The 15,900-nt window shown below is 69.2% G+C and carries 17 protein-coding genes; 14 read left to right on the top strand and 3 right to left on the bottom strand.

What is annotated here, in order from left to right:
• Positions 1-5 precede the first annotated feature (5 nt).
• The 8 genes from AB0L65_RS44930 to AB0L65_RS44895 all read left to right on the top strand — a co-directional run bounded on the left by AB0L65_RS44930 (position 6) and on the right by AB0L65_RS44895 (position 7,614).
• Complete coding sequence (locus AB0L65_RS44930; protein ID WP_364259676.1) at positions 6-1,037, top strand: LLM class flavin-dependent oxidoreductase; 1,032 nt, start codon at positions 6-8, stop codon at positions 1,035-1,037.
• Positions 1,034-2,158, top strand: coding sequence for an LLM class flavin-dependent oxidoreductase (locus tag AB0L65_RS44925; protein ID WP_364259326.1), 1,125 nt, complete (start codon positions 1,034-1,036; stop codon positions 2,156-2,158). Before AB0L65_RS44930 ends, AB0L65_RS44925 begins: the two co-directional genes overlap by 4 nt.
• A 173-nt stretch (positions 2,159-2,331) precedes the next feature.
• Positions 2,332-3,342 carry an ABC transporter substrate-binding protein gene (locus AB0L65_RS44920; protein ID WP_364259323.1) on the top strand — a complete coding sequence of 337 codons (1,011 nt, stop codon included), beginning with the start codon at positions 2,332-2,334 and terminating at the stop codon, positions 3,340-3,342.
• On the top strand, positions 3,339-4,145 hold the full coding sequence (locus AB0L65_RS44915) for an ABC transporter ATP-binding protein (protein WP_364259320.1): 807 nt from the start codon (positions 3,339-3,341) through the stop codon (positions 4,143-4,145). Before AB0L65_RS44920 ends, AB0L65_RS44915 begins: the two co-directional genes overlap by 4 nt.
• Positions 4,138-5,028: an ABC transporter permease gene (locus tag AB0L65_RS44910; protein WP_364259317.1), complete on the top strand. Its 891-nt coding sequence runs from the start codon at positions 4,138-4,140 to the stop codon at positions 5,026-5,028. The genes AB0L65_RS44915 and AB0L65_RS44910 overlap by 8 nt, the downstream gene beginning before the upstream one ends.
• Entirely contained in the window at positions 5,025-6,368 is a 1,344-nt protein-coding gene (locus AB0L65_RS44905; protein WP_364259314.1) for an LLM class flavin-dependent oxidoreductase, read from the top strand. The genes AB0L65_RS44910 and AB0L65_RS44905 overlap by 4 nt, the downstream gene beginning before the upstream one ends.
• Complete coding sequence (locus tag AB0L65_RS44900) at positions 6,365-6,889, top strand: NAD(P)H-dependent oxidoreductase (protein ID WP_364259311.1); 525 nt, start codon at positions 6,365-6,367, stop codon at positions 6,887-6,889. Before AB0L65_RS44905 ends, AB0L65_RS44900 begins: the two co-directional genes overlap by 4 nt.
• 200 nt (positions 6,890-7,089) lie before the next feature.
• Positions 7,090-7,614 (top strand): flavin reductase family protein, encoded by a 525-nt coding sequence (locus tag AB0L65_RS44895; RefSeq protein ID WP_350736894.1) that lies wholly within the window; start codon positions 7,090-7,092, stop codon positions 7,612-7,614.
• Positions 7,615-7,774: 160 nt separating this feature from the next.
• On the opposite strand, the gene AB0L65_RS44890 is transcribed toward AB0L65_RS44895, so the two are convergent.
• Together AB0L65_RS44890 and AB0L65_RS44885 are read right to left on the bottom strand one after the other, a co-directional pair.
• The gene (locus tag AB0L65_RS44890; protein WP_364259308.1) at positions 7,775-8,677 is read right to left on the bottom strand and encodes a TauD/TfdA family dioxygenase; all 903 of its coding nucleotides are present in this window, start codon (positions 8,675-8,677) and stop codon (positions 7,775-7,777) included.
• Between the two features lie 400 nt (positions 8,678-9,077).
• The gene (locus AB0L65_RS44885; RefSeq protein ID WP_364259305.1) at positions 9,078-9,830 is read right to left on the bottom strand and encodes an NAD(P)H-binding protein; all 753 of its coding nucleotides are present in this window, start codon (positions 9,828-9,830) and stop codon (positions 9,078-9,080) included.
• Between the two features lie 177 nt (positions 9,831-10,007).
• On the opposite strand from AB0L65_RS44885, the gene AB0L65_RS44880 reads away from it, so the two are divergent.
• From AB0L65_RS44880 to AB0L65_RS44865, 4 genes are all read left to right on the top strand, one after another.
• Positions 10,008-10,523 (top strand): GNAT family N-acetyltransferase, encoded by a 516-nt coding sequence (locus AB0L65_RS44880; RefSeq protein ID WP_364259302.1) that lies wholly within the window; start codon positions 10,008-10,010, stop codon positions 10,521-10,523.
• Between the two features lie 760 nt (positions 10,524-11,283).
• On the top strand, positions 11,284-11,508 hold the full coding sequence (locus AB0L65_RS44875) for a hypothetical protein (RefSeq protein ID WP_364259299.1): 225 nt from the start codon (positions 11,284-11,286) through the stop codon (positions 11,506-11,508).
• Positions 11,509-11,953: 445 nt separating this feature from the next.
• Positions 11,954-12,769, top strand: coding sequence for a helix-turn-helix transcriptional regulator (locus AB0L65_RS44870; protein ID WP_364259296.1), 816 nt, complete (start codon positions 11,954-11,956; stop codon positions 12,767-12,769).
• Positions 12,757-12,963 carry a DUF397 domain-containing protein gene (locus tag AB0L65_RS44865; protein ID WP_364259293.1) on the top strand — a complete coding sequence of 69 codons (207 nt, stop codon included), beginning with the start codon at positions 12,757-12,759 and terminating at the stop codon, positions 12,961-12,963. The genes AB0L65_RS44870 and AB0L65_RS44865 overlap by 13 nt, the downstream gene beginning before the upstream one ends.
• A 447-nt stretch (positions 12,964-13,410) precedes the next feature.
• Here the strand turns inward: AB0L65_RS44865 and AB0L65_RS44860 are convergent, their stop codons facing one another.
• Positions 13,411-13,863, bottom strand: coding sequence for a helix-turn-helix domain-containing protein (locus AB0L65_RS44860; RefSeq protein ID WP_364259290.1), 453 nt, complete (start codon positions 13,861-13,863; stop codon positions 13,411-13,413).
• Between the two features lie 86 nt (positions 13,864-13,949).
• Between AB0L65_RS44860 and AB0L65_RS44855 the strand changes: the two genes are divergently transcribed.
• Together AB0L65_RS44855 and AB0L65_RS44850 are read left to right on the top strand one after the other, a co-directional pair.
• Complete coding sequence (locus AB0L65_RS44855; protein WP_364259287.1) at positions 13,950-15,164, top strand: MFS transporter; 1,215 nt, start codon at positions 13,950-13,952, stop codon at positions 15,162-15,164.
• A 227-nt stretch (positions 15,165-15,391) separates the two neighbouring features.
• The gene (locus tag AB0L65_RS44850; protein ID WP_364259284.1) at positions 15,392-15,727 is read left to right on the top strand and encodes a thiocillin family RiPP; all 336 of its coding nucleotides are present in this window, start codon (positions 15,392-15,394) and stop codon (positions 15,725-15,727) included.
• Positions 15,728-15,900: the final 173 nt, after the last annotated feature.

Raw genomic sequence — 15,900 nt, 5'->3', positions numbered from 1 at the left:
AATTTCTGGCCATCACCTTGATCGTTCATGACGGCCGCACGTCCACCAACGAGCGATTCCGCGAGGTCGTCTCCAACGCGGTCCTGGCCGAGGAGCTCGGGTTCGACGGGTTCGGGGTGGGGGAGCGGCACGAGCGGCCGTTCATCTCCTCCTCGCCGCCCGTGGTGCTCAGCCACATCGCCGCCCGGACCTCCCGCATCCGGCTGTTCACCGCGGTCACCACGCTCAGCCTGCTGGACCCGGTCCGGGCGTACGAGGACTACGCCACCCTCGACCACCTGTCCGGGGGGCGGCTCGAACTGATCATCGGCAAGGGGAACGGCGCCGCCCAGGCCCAGCTCTTCCACGTCACCGCCGAGGACCAGTGGGAGCGCAACCGCGAGTCGTACGAGCTGTTCCGCAGGCTGTGGCGGGAGGACAAGGTCACCTGGGAAGGGCAATTCAGGCCGTCGCTGACCGAGGCCGAGACCTGGCCGCGCCCGCTCCAGCGGCCGGTGCGCGTCTGGCACGGCAGCGCCACCAGCAAGGAGTCGGTGGACCTGGCCGCGCGCTTCGGCGACCCGCTCTTCTCCGCGAACGTCACCAACCCCATCGAGCCCTACGCCGAGCTGATCGACCACTACCGGGAGCGGTGGGCGCACTACGGGCACGACCCGGCCGAAGCCCTGGTCGGAGCGGGCACCGCGGGCTACTACGCCGCGAGGACCTCGCAGGAGGCCGTCGAGACGTACCGGCCGATCTTCGAGGCCCGCCAGGAGACCTTCAAGCGGTACGGCGCGCCGCTCGTCTTCCACTCGCTGGAGGACGCCATCGAGCGCGGCTCCATCCTGGTCGGGAGCCCGCAGCAGATCATCGACAAGGTGCACCGCTACCACGACCGGTTCGGGCACGAGGTGATGCACCTGCACGCGGACGCCGACGGGCTGACGGACGCGCAGCACCGCTCGGCGCTGGAGCTGTTCCAGTCGGACATCGCTCCGGTGCTGCGCAAGGAGATACCCAGCAGGCCGTTCCCGTTCCCTGGAGGCTCCTCATGACGGTCCCCCTGTCCATCCTCGACCTGGCGCCGATCCCCTCCGGCGGGACCGCCCGGGACGCGATCCGCAACACCATCGACCTGGCGCGGCGGGCCGAGTCCTTCGGCTACCACCGGTACTGGCTGGCCGAGCACCACTTCGCGCCCGGCGTGGCCGGCTCGGCTCCCGCCGTCCTCATCGGGCTGGTGGCCGCGGCGACCGGCCGGATCCGGGTCGGCTCGGGGGCGGTGCAGCTCGGCCACCAGACGCCGCTGGCGGTGGTGGAGCAGTTCGGCCTCCTGGACGCGGCCCATCCGGGGCGCATCGACCTGGGCCTCGGCCGTTCCGGCCAGCGCCGCGCCGAGCTCGCCCGTCCCTCGGAACGTCCCCCGGAGCCTCCCCCTTCCGAGGCGAGGGTGGTGGACGGGCTGCTCATCCCGCCCCCGTTCGACTTCTCCGCGCTGATCAGGGCGGCGCCGCACCTCGCCGTCCAGGCCTCCCTCCTCCAGCAGCCCGGCGCCGAGACGCCGGACTTCGCCGACCAGCTCGACGACGTCCAGGCGTTCCTGGCCGGCACCCACACCTCCGCCGACGGGCGGAGCGCCCATGCGATCCCGGGCGAGGGCGCGGACGTCGAGGTGTGGATCCTGGGCAGCAGCGGCGGCCAGAGCGCTCAGGTGGCGGGGGAGCGGGGCCTGCCGTTCGCGGCCAACTACCACGTCAGCCCGGCGAGTGTCCTGGAGGCGGTGGAGGCGTACCGGGAGGCGTTCAAGCCGTCCGACGTCCTGGAGGAGCCGTACGTGATCGTGTCCGCCGACGTCGTCGTGGCGCGGGACGCGGCCACGGCGCGGGAGCTGGCCAAGCCCTACGGCCTGTGGGTACGCAGCATCCGCACCGGGCAGGGTGCGATGCCGTACCCCACTCCGGAGGAGGCCGACGCCCACGCGTGGAGCGAGGAGGACAGGAAGCTGGTGGCCGACCGCCTCGACACCCAGTTCGTGGGAGACCCGGAGGCGGTGGCGGACGGGCTGCGGGTGCTCCAGCGGGTCACCGGGGCCGACGAGCTGCTGATCACCACCATCACGCACGGCCACGCCGACCGCGTCCGCTCGTATGAGCTGCTCGCGGACGCCTGGCGGTAATTCATGTATGTCCAGTAGGAAAAGTTGACTTTAGGGACCGGGGAACGTAGTTTCGTAGCCATGGGCCTTTACCTGACCCGGCGCCCGCACGTGGACTTCGGCCACGTCGCCAGCGCGCAGTGTCGCTGATCACGTACCGCTGAACCCCCCTCTCTCCCCTCAGAGGAAACAACGTGATCAAGACCAGACATGCCCTCCTGGCCGCCTTGATGTCCGCCGTCCTGGCGGCCTGCGGCACGGCCCAGGCGAACCCCCAACAAGAGGTGAAGGTGCTGCGCTACCAGGGCAGCGCCGGCAACGTCACCTTCCCCGAGCTGGCCGAGGAGCTCGGCTATCTCGGCGACGTCAAGCTCAAGTGGGTCGGCAACACCACCTCCGGCCCCCAGGACATCCAGTCGGCCGCGACCGGGCAGACCGACTTCGGCGGCGCCTTCAACGGCGCCATCGTCAAGCTCAAGGCCGCCAAGGCGCCGATCAAGGCCGTGATCGGCTACTACGGCTCCGACCAGGCCACCTACAACGGCTACTACGTCAAACAGGACAGCCCGATCAGGTCCGCCCGGGACCTGATCGGCAGGAAGATCGGCGTCAACACCCTCGGCGCCCACCACGAGGCCGTCATCAAGGAGTACCTCAAGCGCGAAGGGCTGACGCCCGAGGAGGTCAAGCAGGTCCAGCTCGTGGTGATCCCGCCGGTCAACACCGAGCAGGCCCTGCGCCAGGGGCAGCTCGACGTCGGCACCCTCGGCGGCGTGCTCAGGGACAAGGCGCTGGAGCGCGGCGGCCTGCGCCCCCTGTTCAAGGACGTGGACCTGTTCGGCCCGTTCACCGCCGGGTCCGTCGTGCTCCGCGAGGACTTCATCGCCGCCAACCCCCACACCGTCAAGACGTTCGTGACCGGCTTCGCGAAGGCCATCGAGTGGGCGCAAACCCACTCGCGCGAGGAGGTCGTCGCCAAGTTCCAGCAGATCATCGCCGAGCGCGGCCGCAACGAGAGCGCCGACGCCGTGCGCTTCTGGAAGAGCACCGGCATCGCCGCCAAGGGCGGTGTCATCGCCGACCAGGAGTTCAAGACCTGGACCGGCTGGCTGGAGCGCGAGGGCGAGATCAAGCCCGGCCAGGTCAAGGTCTCCGACCTCTACACCAACGAGTTCAACCCCTATGCCGGCGGGAGCGGGTCATGACCAAGATCAGCATCCGGAACGTGGCCAAGACGTTCCAGGTCAGGGACGCCGACCAGCCGTTCACCGCGCTGTCCGGCATCGACCTCGACGTGCGCGAGGGCGAGTTCCTCACGCTCGTCGGCCCCAGCGGCTGCGGCAAGTCCACCCTGCTCGACCTCATCGCCGGGCTGACCACGCCGACGTCCGGGGAGATCCTCATCGACGGCGCGCGGGTGACCGGGCCCGGGCTCGACCGGGGCATCGTCTTCCAGCAGTACGCGCTGTTCCCCTGGCGCACGGCCCAGTCCAACGTCGAGTTCGGGCTGGAGGCCAAGGGCGTGCCCAGGAAGGAGCGGGCGCGGCAGGCCCGCGAGCACCTCGCGCTCGTGGGGCTGACCGGGTTCGAGGAGCGCTATCCGCACGAGCTGTCCGGTGGCATGCGCCAGCGGGTGGCCATCGCGCGCAGCCTCGCGTTCGACCCCGACGTGCTGCTGATGGACGAGCCGTTCGCCGCCCTGGACGCGCAGACCCGCGAGTCCCTGCAGGAGGAGCTCGTGCACGTGTGGGAGCAGACCGGCAAGACCGTCGTGTTCATCACGCACGGCATCGACGAGGCCGTCTACCTCGGGCAGCGGGTCGCCGTCATGACCTCCCGGCCGGGGCGGATCAAGGAGGTCATCGACGTGCGCTTCGCCTCGCGCGAGGGAGATCTGCGGGCGGATCCGGCGTTCGGGGAATACCGGCACCGGGTGTGGGGGCTGCTGCGGGAAGAGGTCGCGGCGGCGCAGGTGCTGGAGCGGAAGGTGGCGACCAGTCGTGGCTGACCAGAAACTGCTCCCCGGCGACGTCCACCAGTACGACGAGGCCGCCCCAGCCCCGACCCTGGCTCCGACCCCGGCTCCGACCTCGGCTTTGGCCTTGACGGAGCCGTCGCGTCGGCGGTTTTCCGGCGGGCGGTGGCTCAGGCGGGCGGTCACGAACTCCACCGCCATCCTGCTCCTCCTCGCCGCCTGGGAGGTGCTGCCCAGGCTCGGCGTCGTCGACCCCGTCTTCGTCCCGCCGCTCTCGGAGAACCTCGTCGCCTGGTACGACCTCCTCGTCGGCGGTCGGCTCCCCGAGCACCTCGAGGCGTCCCTCGCCCGCTCGCTGTCCGGCTTCGGCCTGGCCATCGTGCTGGCGATCCCGCTCGGCCTGCTGATCGGCTGGTACAAGCCCGTCGCCGACTTCCTCACCCCGCTGCTGGAGCTGTTCCGCAACACCTCGGCGGTGGCGCTGCTGCCGGTGTTCACGCTGATCCTGGGCATCGGGGAGACGACGAAGGTCACCTTCGTGCTGTACGCGTGCGCGTGGCCGATCCTGCTCAACACGATCAGCGGCGTGAAGACCGTCGAGCCGCTGCTCATCAAGTCGGCCAGGTCGATGGGCCTCGGGCCGGTCCGCCTGTTCCAGAAGGTGATCCTGCCCGCCGCCGTGCCCACCATCTTCACCGGGGTGCGGCTGGCGGGCGCGTACTCGATCCTCGTCCTGCTCTTCGCCGAGATGGTGGGCGCCAAGGCCGGACTCGGGTATCTCATCCTCGACACCCAGTCCAGCTTCCGCATCCCCGACATGTACGCGGGAATCATCACGATCTCCGTACTCGGCCTGCTGTTCAACCTGCTCCTGGTCGGCGTCGAGCGCCGCTTCTCCACCTGGAGGACCACTTGACGAGAAAGCTCCACCTGAACGCCTTCCTCATGGGCGTCGGCCACCACGAGGCGGCCTGGAGACACCCCCGAACCGAACCCGCCCGCCTCACCGACGTCCGCCACTACCAGGAGCTCGCCAGGATCGCCGAACGCGGCAAGCTCGACTCCGTCTTCCTCGCCGACGGCGTGGCCCTGCACGGTAACGTCCGGCACAACGCGCTCGGCGGCCTAGAACCCCTGACCCTGCTGTCGGCCCTGGCCGCCGTCACCGATCACATCGGGCTCATCGCCACCGTGTCGACGACATACAACGAGCCCTTCCACGTGGCCCGCAAGTTCGCCTCGCTCGACCACATCAGCGGCGGCCGGGCCGGCTGGAACATCGTCACCTCCGCCGGCGAGGCCGAGGCCCGCAACTTCGGCATCGTCCGACCCTCGCACGCCGACCGCTACGCCAGGGCCGGCGAGTTCCTGGAGGTCACGCGGAAGCTGTGGGACAGCTGGGAGGACGACGCGATCCTGGGCGACCGCGTCGCCGGCGACTACGCCGACACCGGCAAGATCCACCCGATCGAGCACGCGGGGGAGCACTTCTCGGTCAGCGGCCCCCTGAACACCTCCCGCCCGCCCCAGGGCCACCCGCTCCTGGTCCAGGCCGGGTCCTCGGAGGACGGCAAGGACTTCGCCGCCCGCTACGCCGAGGCCGTCTTCACCGCCCAGCAGACCCTGCGGGAAGGGCAGGGGTTCTACACCGACCTGAAGCGGCGGCTGGCCGCCTACGGGCGGCGGCACGAGGACGTGCTCATCCTGCCGGGCATCTCGCCGATCATCGGCTCGACCGAGCGCGAGGCGCTGCGGCTGGAGAAGGAGCTGGAGGACCTGATCATCCCCGCGTACGGGCTGGCGCAGCTCTCCCACATGACCGGCATCGACCTCACCGAGGACGCGCTGGACGGGCCCCTGCCCGACGTACCCGTGGAGACGGAGGGCGCGCAGAGCCGCCGCAAGCTCGTCGTGGACCTGGCCAGGCGCGAGAACCTCACGGTCAGGCAGCTCCTCAACCGCCTGGCGGGCGGCCGGGGTCACCGGGTGGTCGCGGGAACGCCGGAGCAGATCGCCGACCAGCTCCAGGAATGGTTCCTGGCCGGCGCGGCCGACGGGTTCAACGTCATGCCGCCGATCCTGCCCGGCGGCCTGAGCGACTTCGTCGACCACGTGGTGCCGGAGCTGCAGATCAGGGGCCTGTTCCGGTACGAGTACGAGGGGCGCACGCTCCGCGAGAACTACGGCCTGCCCAGACCCCCGTCCCGCTACGCCGCCGGGCGGGCTGCTCGGGGCGAAGTGGCGGTGGCGCGATGAGCGTCGTGACCCTCGTGGGCAACCCCCGGCCCGGCTCCCGCACCCTCTCGGTGGCCACCTCCGCCGCCCAGGCCGTCGGCGACCGCCTGGGTGCCGTCTCGGAGGCGTACGAGGTCGTGGACCTGTCGGGCCTCGCGCCCCACCTGCTCTCGCCCGTCGCACACCCCGACGTGCGCGCGGCCCTGGAACTGGTGACCGGCGCGAGCATCGTCGTCGTGGCGAGCCCCACCTACAAGGGCACGTACACGGGGCTGCTGAAGTCGTTCCTCGACCGCCTGCCACCGGACGCGCTGGCGGGCACGGCGGCGCTGCCGCTCCTGGTCATGGGGGATCCCAAGCATGCGCTGGCGGTGGAGGTGCACCTGCGCCCGCTGCTGGTGGAACTGGGCGCCTTCGTGCCGACACCGGGACTGGCGGTGCTGGAGTCGCAGATTCCGGAGCTGGGAGAGGTGGTGGCGGGGTGGGCCGATCGTGTGGCGCCGCAGGTGACCGCTGTACTCAAGGAAGGGGCGCTTTCGTGACGGAGACGGTGGCCGCCCGGGAGGCCCGCCGAGCCAGAGAGGCCCGCCAGGCCCGGGACGCCCGCCGCACCTCAGACCCCCGCCCGGGAAGGGACCCTCGCCCGACCCAGGACCCTCGCCCGGGTTCGGACCCGTCGCTTGCATCGGGGAGCCGGGCCGCCCCCGACCTCCGCAATGGGCACGCGTTCGAGGCGCCGACGGTGCCTGCGACGCGCCCGGCCCCGGAAGAGCCGGAGAGGAGTGCGGTCGACGCCGACGGGTTCCGCCGGGCGCTCGCCGTACACGCCGCCGGGGTCGTCATCATCACCGCTCAGAACGACGGCATCCCCGTCGGGCTGACGGCGACATCCTTCTCCTCCGTCAGCCTTGACCCGCCCCTGGTCTCGTTCTACGTCGACCAGTCCTCCACCACCTGGCCCTGGCTGCGCGACGCGGACCACTTCGCGGTCAACGTCCTGGCCAGCGACCAGGCCGAGCTGGCCGCCAGGTTCGCGCGCAAGGACATCGACCGGTTCGCCGAGCCCACCCGCTGGCGTCCGGGCCCCCTGGGCGCGCCCCTGCTCCAGGACGTCTCCGCCCACCTCATCTGCCTTCCGCACGAGACCGTGGACGTCGGCGACCACACCCTGGTGGTCGGTCTGGTCGCCGAGGCCAGGGTGCACAGCCCGGGCCGTCCCCTCATCTACCACCAGGGCCGCTTCGGCCGCTTCATCGCCCACCCGTAGAGAAACGACCGACGGCCGCCCGGCACATCGCCGGGCGGCCGTTCCCTTTCCCCAGGGCCCGGACATGTTCCCCAGGGCCCGGACATGTTCCCCAGGGCCCGGACATGCGAATGGCCCTGGCCACGTCATCGAGGCCAGGGCCATGCACAAGGAGCAGAGATCAGGCGGCGATCGGGGAGTAGGCGGCCGCGTCGCCCTTCAGCACGACACTGGGCCGGCCGTCCACGCCCACCGGCACGTCACCGGCGATCGTGACCCGGTGCAGCCGCCTCGGACGGTCGCCGAAGTCGTGCACCACCCGGTGCTGCGTCGCCCGGTTGTCCCAGATGGCGACGTCGCCGGGTGCCCAGCGCCAGCGCACGGTGTTCTCGACCTCGGTGACGTGCTCCTGGATCAGCCGGATGAGCGAGGCGGACGTGTGCGCCGACAGCCCCACCAGTCGCTTGGCGAAATCGCCGAGCAGGATCGAGCGTTCGCCGGTCTCCGGGTGCACCCGCACCACGGGGTGCTCGGTCTCGAACACCGTGGAGGCGAACGCCTCGGCGCGTTCCCGCGCCCGTTCTGGATCGTCGGAGGTGGCGATGCGGACGTAGTCGTGCTGGTTGGTGTGTACGGCCCGCAGCCGGTCGAGCAGGTCCCGCAGCTCGGCGGGCAGGTGGTCGTACGCGGCCACGGTGTTGGTCCACAGCGTGTCGCCGCCGGCCGCCGGAACGGCGACGGCCCGCAGCACCGACGCCAGCGGCGGCCGGTCCACGAACGTCACGTCCGTGTGCCAGCGATCCACCTTCTGGCCGTCGCGGTAGTCGAGGTCGAGGACGTGGTCGTTCCCGTCGAGCGAGGGGACGGTCGGGTGCGCGGCGGTCGGTTCGCCGAGCAGCCGGGCGAAGGCCACCTGGCTCTGGTCGTCGAGATGGTCTTGTCCCCGGAAGAAGACCACCTTGTGGCCGAGCAGCGCCAGGCGGATCTCCGCGACGACGTCGGCAGGCAGATCGCCGCCGAGCCGTACGCCGGAGATCTCCGCGCCTATCCGGCCGGCGACGGGGATGATGGACAGGGATGACATGGGATTTTTCCTTCCGTCAGAGGGATTGCCTGTGTTCGGAAGGAAGGACAGAGCGCGCTGGCCACGCGGCAGAAGTCCACGTGACCCCGGATGGTCAGAGCCGTCGTCGTCACGCCATCAAACGTAGATCGTCCCACCCCTAAAGTCAATTGAATTGGTAGGGAATTAGGGTTTTCTGTTTCGGTCGGCGATGGCCGGTCAGGAGAACGTCCGGCGGGAGCTGACCGCCGTGCTCCGCGCGGTGAGCCACAGCCGCTCGACCGGCTCGGCACCGCCGTCGCCGTTCATGCTCCACGCACCTCGATCTCCTCAATCTCCGCAAGATCGGACTGATCCCGGGAGTTCGGCGGGAGAAGGTCGTGCGGGACCTGGGCGAAACTTGTGGCCCGAGTCAGGCGGGCTACTCGCGCAGCCGATCGAGCATCGACTCTGCGGGCCTGCCCAGCACGTGAACCAGATCCGGGCTCTGGAACTCCAGCGCCCCCGCCCGTACCTGCGCATTGAGCCAGCTCATCGGCCCCGGCCCGGCATCGGGCACCTCCCGGTAGGGCACCCCCAGCACCTCGGCCGCCTCCCGGTAGGTCCACAACGGCCCGGTGAAGTCGTACGCCCGCCCCAGATGCCCGTCCCCGGTCAGCACCTGAACGGCGGCCTCGGCCAAGTCGGACCTGAAAGCGGTGTTCAGCCCGCGCCCGCCGGTGCTGCCGGCGAGCTCGCCGCCGGAGACCTGCGGCACGAAGGCGTCGCCGTAGTAGGGGTGGCGCAGCAGCGTGTACGGCAGGCCGCTGTCGAGGATGGCCCGTTCGGTGGCGTGATGGGCCTCGGTGGCGCCGGTGGCGCCGGTGCCCGCTCCCAGCAAGCTCGTGTAGGCGATGGCGCCGACCCCGGCGTCGGCCGCCGCCGCGACCGCGTCCAGGTGCTGCTTGATCCTGCGCGCCGGGTCGAGTTCCGGCGACGAGATGAGCAGGAGCCGCGTGGCCCCCTCGAACGCCTCGCGCAGGCTGTCCGGCTCGTCGTAGTCGCCCCGCCGTACCCGGACACCCTGCGGGGCCCGTACGGGATCGCGCACGACGGCCACCACATCGGGCCGAGCGGACAACCGGTCGATGACCAGACGACCGAGCGCCCCGGACGCCCCGGTGACCACGATCATGGAACTCCCTCCGACGAAGATCGGCTAAGTCAACCGCCCACGACCCGCCGCCTGCCACCCATTTCTCACCCACCCCGGCCCCCGGCCTGCACCCCACCCTCGGTCGCCCGGCTTGCGGGTCCGACCGGCCACCCCCGGCCACCGACCCGCGGGCGGGCCTCTGGGATACTCCCGCGCATGACAACAGACGGGGGGCGGCCGGGGTTCGCGACGCACGGGATCGGGTCGGACCACCCGATGACGTGGACGCTGCGTCGCGCGGAGCCGGGAGACGTTGAGGCGATCGCGGACCTGCGCGCGTCGGTCATGCGCCCGGACCTGCAGCGGCTGGGCCGCTTCGACGAGCACCGGGTCCGGCAGCGGTTCCGGGACGCCTTCTCCCCGGACTACACGTCGGTCATCGAGACGGACGGCGACTTCGCGGGTTGCGTGACATTCCGCCCGGACCAGGACACGTGGTGGTTCGAGCACTTCTACCTCGCCCAGGAACTCCAGGGCCGCGGCCTCGGCTCGGCCGTGCTGCGCGAACTGCTGGAGCGATCCGACGCCGAAGGCCTGACCGTCCGGCTGAACGTCCTGCAGGGGAGCGCCGCACAACGGCTGTACGAACGCCACGGTTTCACGGTGGAGACCGAGGACCCGGTCGACGTCTTCATGGTGCGGCAACCGGCGGCGAGCACGTCAGGAAGCTGAAGGCCATCTTGGAACGCCTGGGGATGGGCATGGTCGTTCGGCGGAAATGCCTGGCGGGCATGTCGGCCACTGAAGTCGGTGGCTCAGGACAACAGAGCAAGGCCGGGACGACAGAGCATCCGCAGGGGCGACCACGGGGTCGGGCCCGGGGCTTGGACGGCTTTGCTCGCATAGCCTGACCTGCTGTCTGTGAAGCGAGACGAGACACATAAGCTGGCCTCGCCCGTCAGGACCAACGCCCACATGCGTTCAGCCACCTTGCGGCGCCACGGGCCTACGTAGGCCTCCCGCGGGGGTGTGGTCTGGACCGTGCGCCGGATCCAGTAGTTGCCGCCGGATGCCAGGAACTCGTAAACGACCGTGCGGCATGAGCATGTGTATTCAAGAGTCCGGCTATGGGTCGGCTTATCCGCCGTCCACTTGAGAAACGACGTCCGGCCGTCAGGCCGGCGCGGCACGTGAGGGGCCAGACCGGGACACGGCCACATGTCCATCTCTCCGCTGGGGGAGTCAGCCATGCCCTTCTCGCCGGCCACGGCCTCAATGTCCGTCATCCACCGCTCCAGTTCGTTCTCCGACCTCCAGCACGGCCCAGACGACCTTTCCGCCCGTTTTCAGCCAGCGGTAACCCCAATCTGCAGCTGTCATCTCGACGACCTGTAGGCCACGGCCGGCCTACTTCCGACGTGCCGGGGTGACCCACCCTCGGTGGTTCACGACTGGGATCCCACACCTCCACGACCACGCCGTTGAGCCTGCGGTGAAGGCCGACCCGCACGTGCCGATCCCATCCAGCGAACATCCCGAGCGTCTCGACTTCTTCTTCCCGCACGATTTTGTTCGGTTGGATCGCTTTTATACCATTGGTGACAAGCTCACTGGTGACGAGCCGGGCATCGTCGCTCAGCTCTTCGCACCCCCACTCCGCCAGCACTCGCATCACGTGTTTGCGCGCGATCGAGACGGATATCGGAAAGGCCGGTAGCTCTATCCATTTATGCCGATTCGCCGTTGTCTCTGCCGCGCTGCTCATGTCGTGACCTTGAAGGCGGCCCCGTGGACACGCGCCGACATGGGTCGATTGCTGGCATATCTACCGGCCACAGCCGCACTCTTTTTCATTATGTGATCAGGGTCTGGAGGCGCCGGTCGCAAGGTGTCTCCATGGACCGAGCCGTACGCGCCCATGTCACTGACCACCCCCGCATCGGACTCAGGCATCCGCTCACTGCACACGACGGAAGTCGTGTCTTGCACGGTTGTGTGGAACCTAAGCATGGGCAATATTTGCGACCAGCGGGGCCCTCGCCTCGCGAAACCGGACGACAAAAGAAGACACGAACGCTGTATTGTCTGTCATAAATCTGTCGCTCTATCGCTGAGTGCCGCGATACACCTGCTCGTAGCATGGGTCGCGCGATGATTGGATAATGGGAGTGGACGCCAACGATCAGATGTCCCCGCGGGCACGCTTCGCCTCCGACCTTGAGCATTATCGAAAGAAGGCGAAACTATCTCAAATATCGCTAAGCACCCGAATGCGATGTCATACTTCTCTCATCAGCCACATCGAAAGGGGGCGACGAGCGCCAACGCTCGAGTTCGCAGGGGCGGCGGATCGAGCCCTCGACCTTGACGGCCACTTCGTGCACCTATACAAGCAAATCTCCCAGTCACCCACCCTGGGCTGGTTTGCGCGATGGGTGGAGGAGATAGAGCCTCAGGCGGTCATCCTTCAATCGTGGGATCCGCTACTGGTCCCAGGGTTGCTTCAAACCCCCGAATATGCGCGAGCCATCTTTTCCACGACATCTCCTCCCGACCGGGTGGAGGAGCGAGTTCAGGCACGAACGCGACGCATGCAGATCTTCGACGGGCCGAATCCTCCGGCGTTCCTGGCCATGATCGACGAGAGCGTGCTCGATCGTCCCATCGGAGGGCCGACAGTCCTCGTGAATCAGCTTCTCTACCTGCAAGAACTGTCGCAGCACCCGCGCATCACCATCCAGTTGGTGCCCGTCGCGGCCGGATGCGTGGTCGGCATGATCAGCGCATTCGCGCTCGCCCGTCTACGCGACGGCGCCGAGGTGGTGTCGGCAGACTCGATCCTGTCGGGCAACGTCACCGGCGATCATGATGCAGTAGCGCAACTCAAGGTGAGATATGACAGCATCAGAGCGGACGCACACCCACAAACAGTCTCGCAACGGGCAATAGGGGATGCGATAAGGAAATGGTCGAAGTGAACCTGGATCAAGCGGAGTGGCGTAAGGCGACTGCCAGCGGCGATACCGGCCAGTGTGTCGAAGTGGCAACCAACCTGCCGAATGTCGTAGCCGTACGTGACAGCAAGAACCCGACTGGCCCTGCGCTGCTCTTCACCCACGATGAGTGGCAGGCGTTCCTCCACGGCGCCACCCACGGCGAGTTCAACGTCTGATCGTCGAGAAGTCTTCGCAGGGCTTCATCGCTTGTTACGCGGGGCGGTACGAGTGCAACCGGCGGTCTGCCCGCCGGTTGCGGCCAGTGGTTCAGCGCCGCTCAGGGCTTGTCACCCGTCACTTGGCGTACCCGTACGGGCCGCTGCCCTTCGACTCCCGCACCACCTGTCCGCCAATCTTGATGCGGGCGGCACTCCACTACGCCGTCGATGCCGGCCAAGTGACACAGTGAGTCGTTCCCAGCAGGTTGATCGTCGCTGCCGGTGGTGGTCGTGCCCTCGGTCGTGGTTGGGCGGGATCGGTGAGGGCTTTGAGGGGCTGTCTTCGTCCTTGAGCAGGCCCGGAGCGACGCTTTGCAGTTACAGGCAGGCGAGTCGGCCGCAGACTGGCGCTGATAGAGGGCATCGATTGCAGGACTCGACGGGAAGGTTCTGGCGCGGCCGGGCTCAGGCGATTTTCCGAACGTGTGACGCCTCGGCGGAGAGCGGTGCGCCGTCTCGGCTGAGCGGGTGAAGTTCGGGAAGCTCCCGCCCTTGGTCGTCGACGAGAACGGAGTGCGACTCGTCCGGGGCGAAGGCGTGGCGCTCACCCCATTGGCGGAGGGCGACGACGGCCGTGAAGAGGTCCAGCCCGGCTTCGGTGAGCCGGTACGTGTGCCGCCTGCCGTCAGCGGCGGCGCTCTTGTCAAGGATGCCGTGCTCGACGAGTTTGCGGAGCCGGTCGGTGAGGATGTTGCGGGCGATCCCCAGCCGTTGAAGGAACTCGGTGAAGGTCGTCGCCCCGTCCATCGCGTCGCGGATGATCAGCAGGCTCCACCGGTCGCCTATCAGGTCGACCGTCCGCGCGACCGGGCAGGCCGGGTCGGTCCAAGCGCTTCCCGCGGCGAGTGCGACGTCCACCGGCCCCCTCCAAGATGAGTTGCAATATGAAACCAGTATGCCCTACCTTCAGATAGGTTGCATTTTGCAACCTAATGGAGGGTGATATGTCGTCAGGATTGACCGGGAGGCAGCGGGCCGTGCTCGCGCTGGTGTGCGCGGTGGCGGTGTCGACCATCTACGGCATCCAGCCGGTCATCGAGGCCGCGGGTGAGGACCTCGGGCTGGGGGAAGGAGCGCTGGGGTGGTTGGTCGCCGCCGGCCAGATCGGCTATCTCGCGGGGCTGGTGCTGCTGGTGCCGCTCGGTGACCTGTTCGACCGCCGCAGGCTCATCACGGTGCACCTGCTGCTCACAGCGGTAGGCGCGGGGGTGGCCGCCGTCGCACCCAGCGGTGGCGTCGCGATCGCGGGCCTGGCCCTGGCCGGACTGTTCGCCGTGGTCGTCCAGATCACGGTGGCCTACGTCGCCGCCGTCTCACCGATCGGCGAGCGCGGCCGCAACATCGGAGCGGTCACCTCGGGCGTGGTCATCGGGATCCTCGCGGTACGGGTGGTCGCGGGCACACTGGGCGAGCTGGCCGACTGGCGCACGGTCTACCTCGTGATCGCCGGACTTTGCGGGATGCTCGCGCTCGCCGCCCGATTCACCCTCGAGGCCGACATCCGCCGCCCCCGAGCCCGGTACGGGCAGCTGCTGGCATCGCTGGGTCGTCTGGTTGCCGGCGACCGGCTCTTCCTCAGCCGGGGACTGGTCGCGTTCTTCCTGTTCGCCTCCTTCGGCACGCTGTGGAGCGGGCTGGCGCTCCCGCTCGGCGCCGCGCCGTGGCACTTGGGCACCACCGAGATCGGACTGTTCGGACTCGCCGGTCTCACCGGGGCGTTGGGCGCGGCCCGGGCCGGCCGATGGGCCGACCGGGGCCTGGCGCCCTCGGTCACCGGCTGGTCGCTGGCCCTGCTCACAGCCTCGTGGCTGCTGATCGCCCAAGCGGGGTCGTCGCTGTGGCCGTTGATCGCCGGCGTCATCGTCCTGGACTTCGCCGTGCAGGCCGTTCACGTCAGCAGCCAGCACCTGCTCACCAACGCCCGCGCCGACCAGAGCAGCAGCGTCATCGGCGCCTACATGGCCTTCTACTCCCTCGGCTCCGCGCTCGGTGCGATCACCACCACCTGGGCCTACAGCGCCGCCGGATGGCCGGCCGCCAGCCTGCTCGGCGCGGCCTACGCCGCACTCGGACTCCTCGTCGCCACCTCGACCCGACGCTTCACCGCCCTACCGCGGGCGCAACAACCACGTGCGTCCGTATCGGATACGTCCCGCTGACACTCGATGGCGCGTTCGCGTCTCGGGTCCTCCCGCGCCCGCCGGCGTCACCTGAGGGAAGTGTCACATGACAGTTGTCACAGGGGTTCGTGTTAGTTGTTCCTACCGGCGAAGGGGCCCGGCGGGCGAGGCTTGACCTGCAACAAGGGGCAGCGAGCAGTCCAGATGCCCGCTGCCACTCCCATCGGATCTCGGCTGCGAGCCGAGGCGGAAGGAGAGTGGGCCCGATGGCCGAAAGCCTCTACATTCTCGGTGACGAGGACCGCAAGAAGTTCGCCAGGCTGATCGCCGCCGCGTGGTCGGAGGACGACGTGAAGACCCGTTACGGTCGCGAGCCTCGCCTGATGCTGGTCGAGTACGGCATCGCGTACCCGGAAGGTGTGGCCACGCCGCCGCTCCCCCCGAAGCCCGCCGGTCAGTTCAGCATCGAGGAGCTCGAGGTCGCGGCCGGCACCGAGGCCCCGGCCGACGGCTGCTTCGGCTCCGCCAGCTCGGTCAGCTGCTTCACCGGCTGCGTCGCCACCGCCTCCACCTTCGGCTGCGCGGGCGTGGCGGAGACCTGACAGTGCCGCGGGGGGCGCGGTCCGGCCCGCGGCGCGCTCCCACGCCCTTGCCGTGGCACCCGGCGGCCCGCCGCCGCCTCCACCTGCTCGGGGGTGGTCACGATGCTGGTGCCGAAGCGCAGCAGCGGCGGGTCGTACGGCGTCACGCTCGCGATCACCTTGCCCGCGTGCAG

The sequence above is a fragment of the Nonomuraea sp. NPDC052116 genome (assembly GCF_040680035.1).
GTDB classification, from domain to species: Bacteria; Actinomycetota; Actinomycetes; order Streptosporangiales; family Streptosporangiaceae; genus Nonomuraea; species Nonomuraea angiospora_A.
The sequence above is the reverse complement of the archived record's forward strand: the minus strand, read 5'-3'. Positions and strand labels throughout refer to the sequence as shown.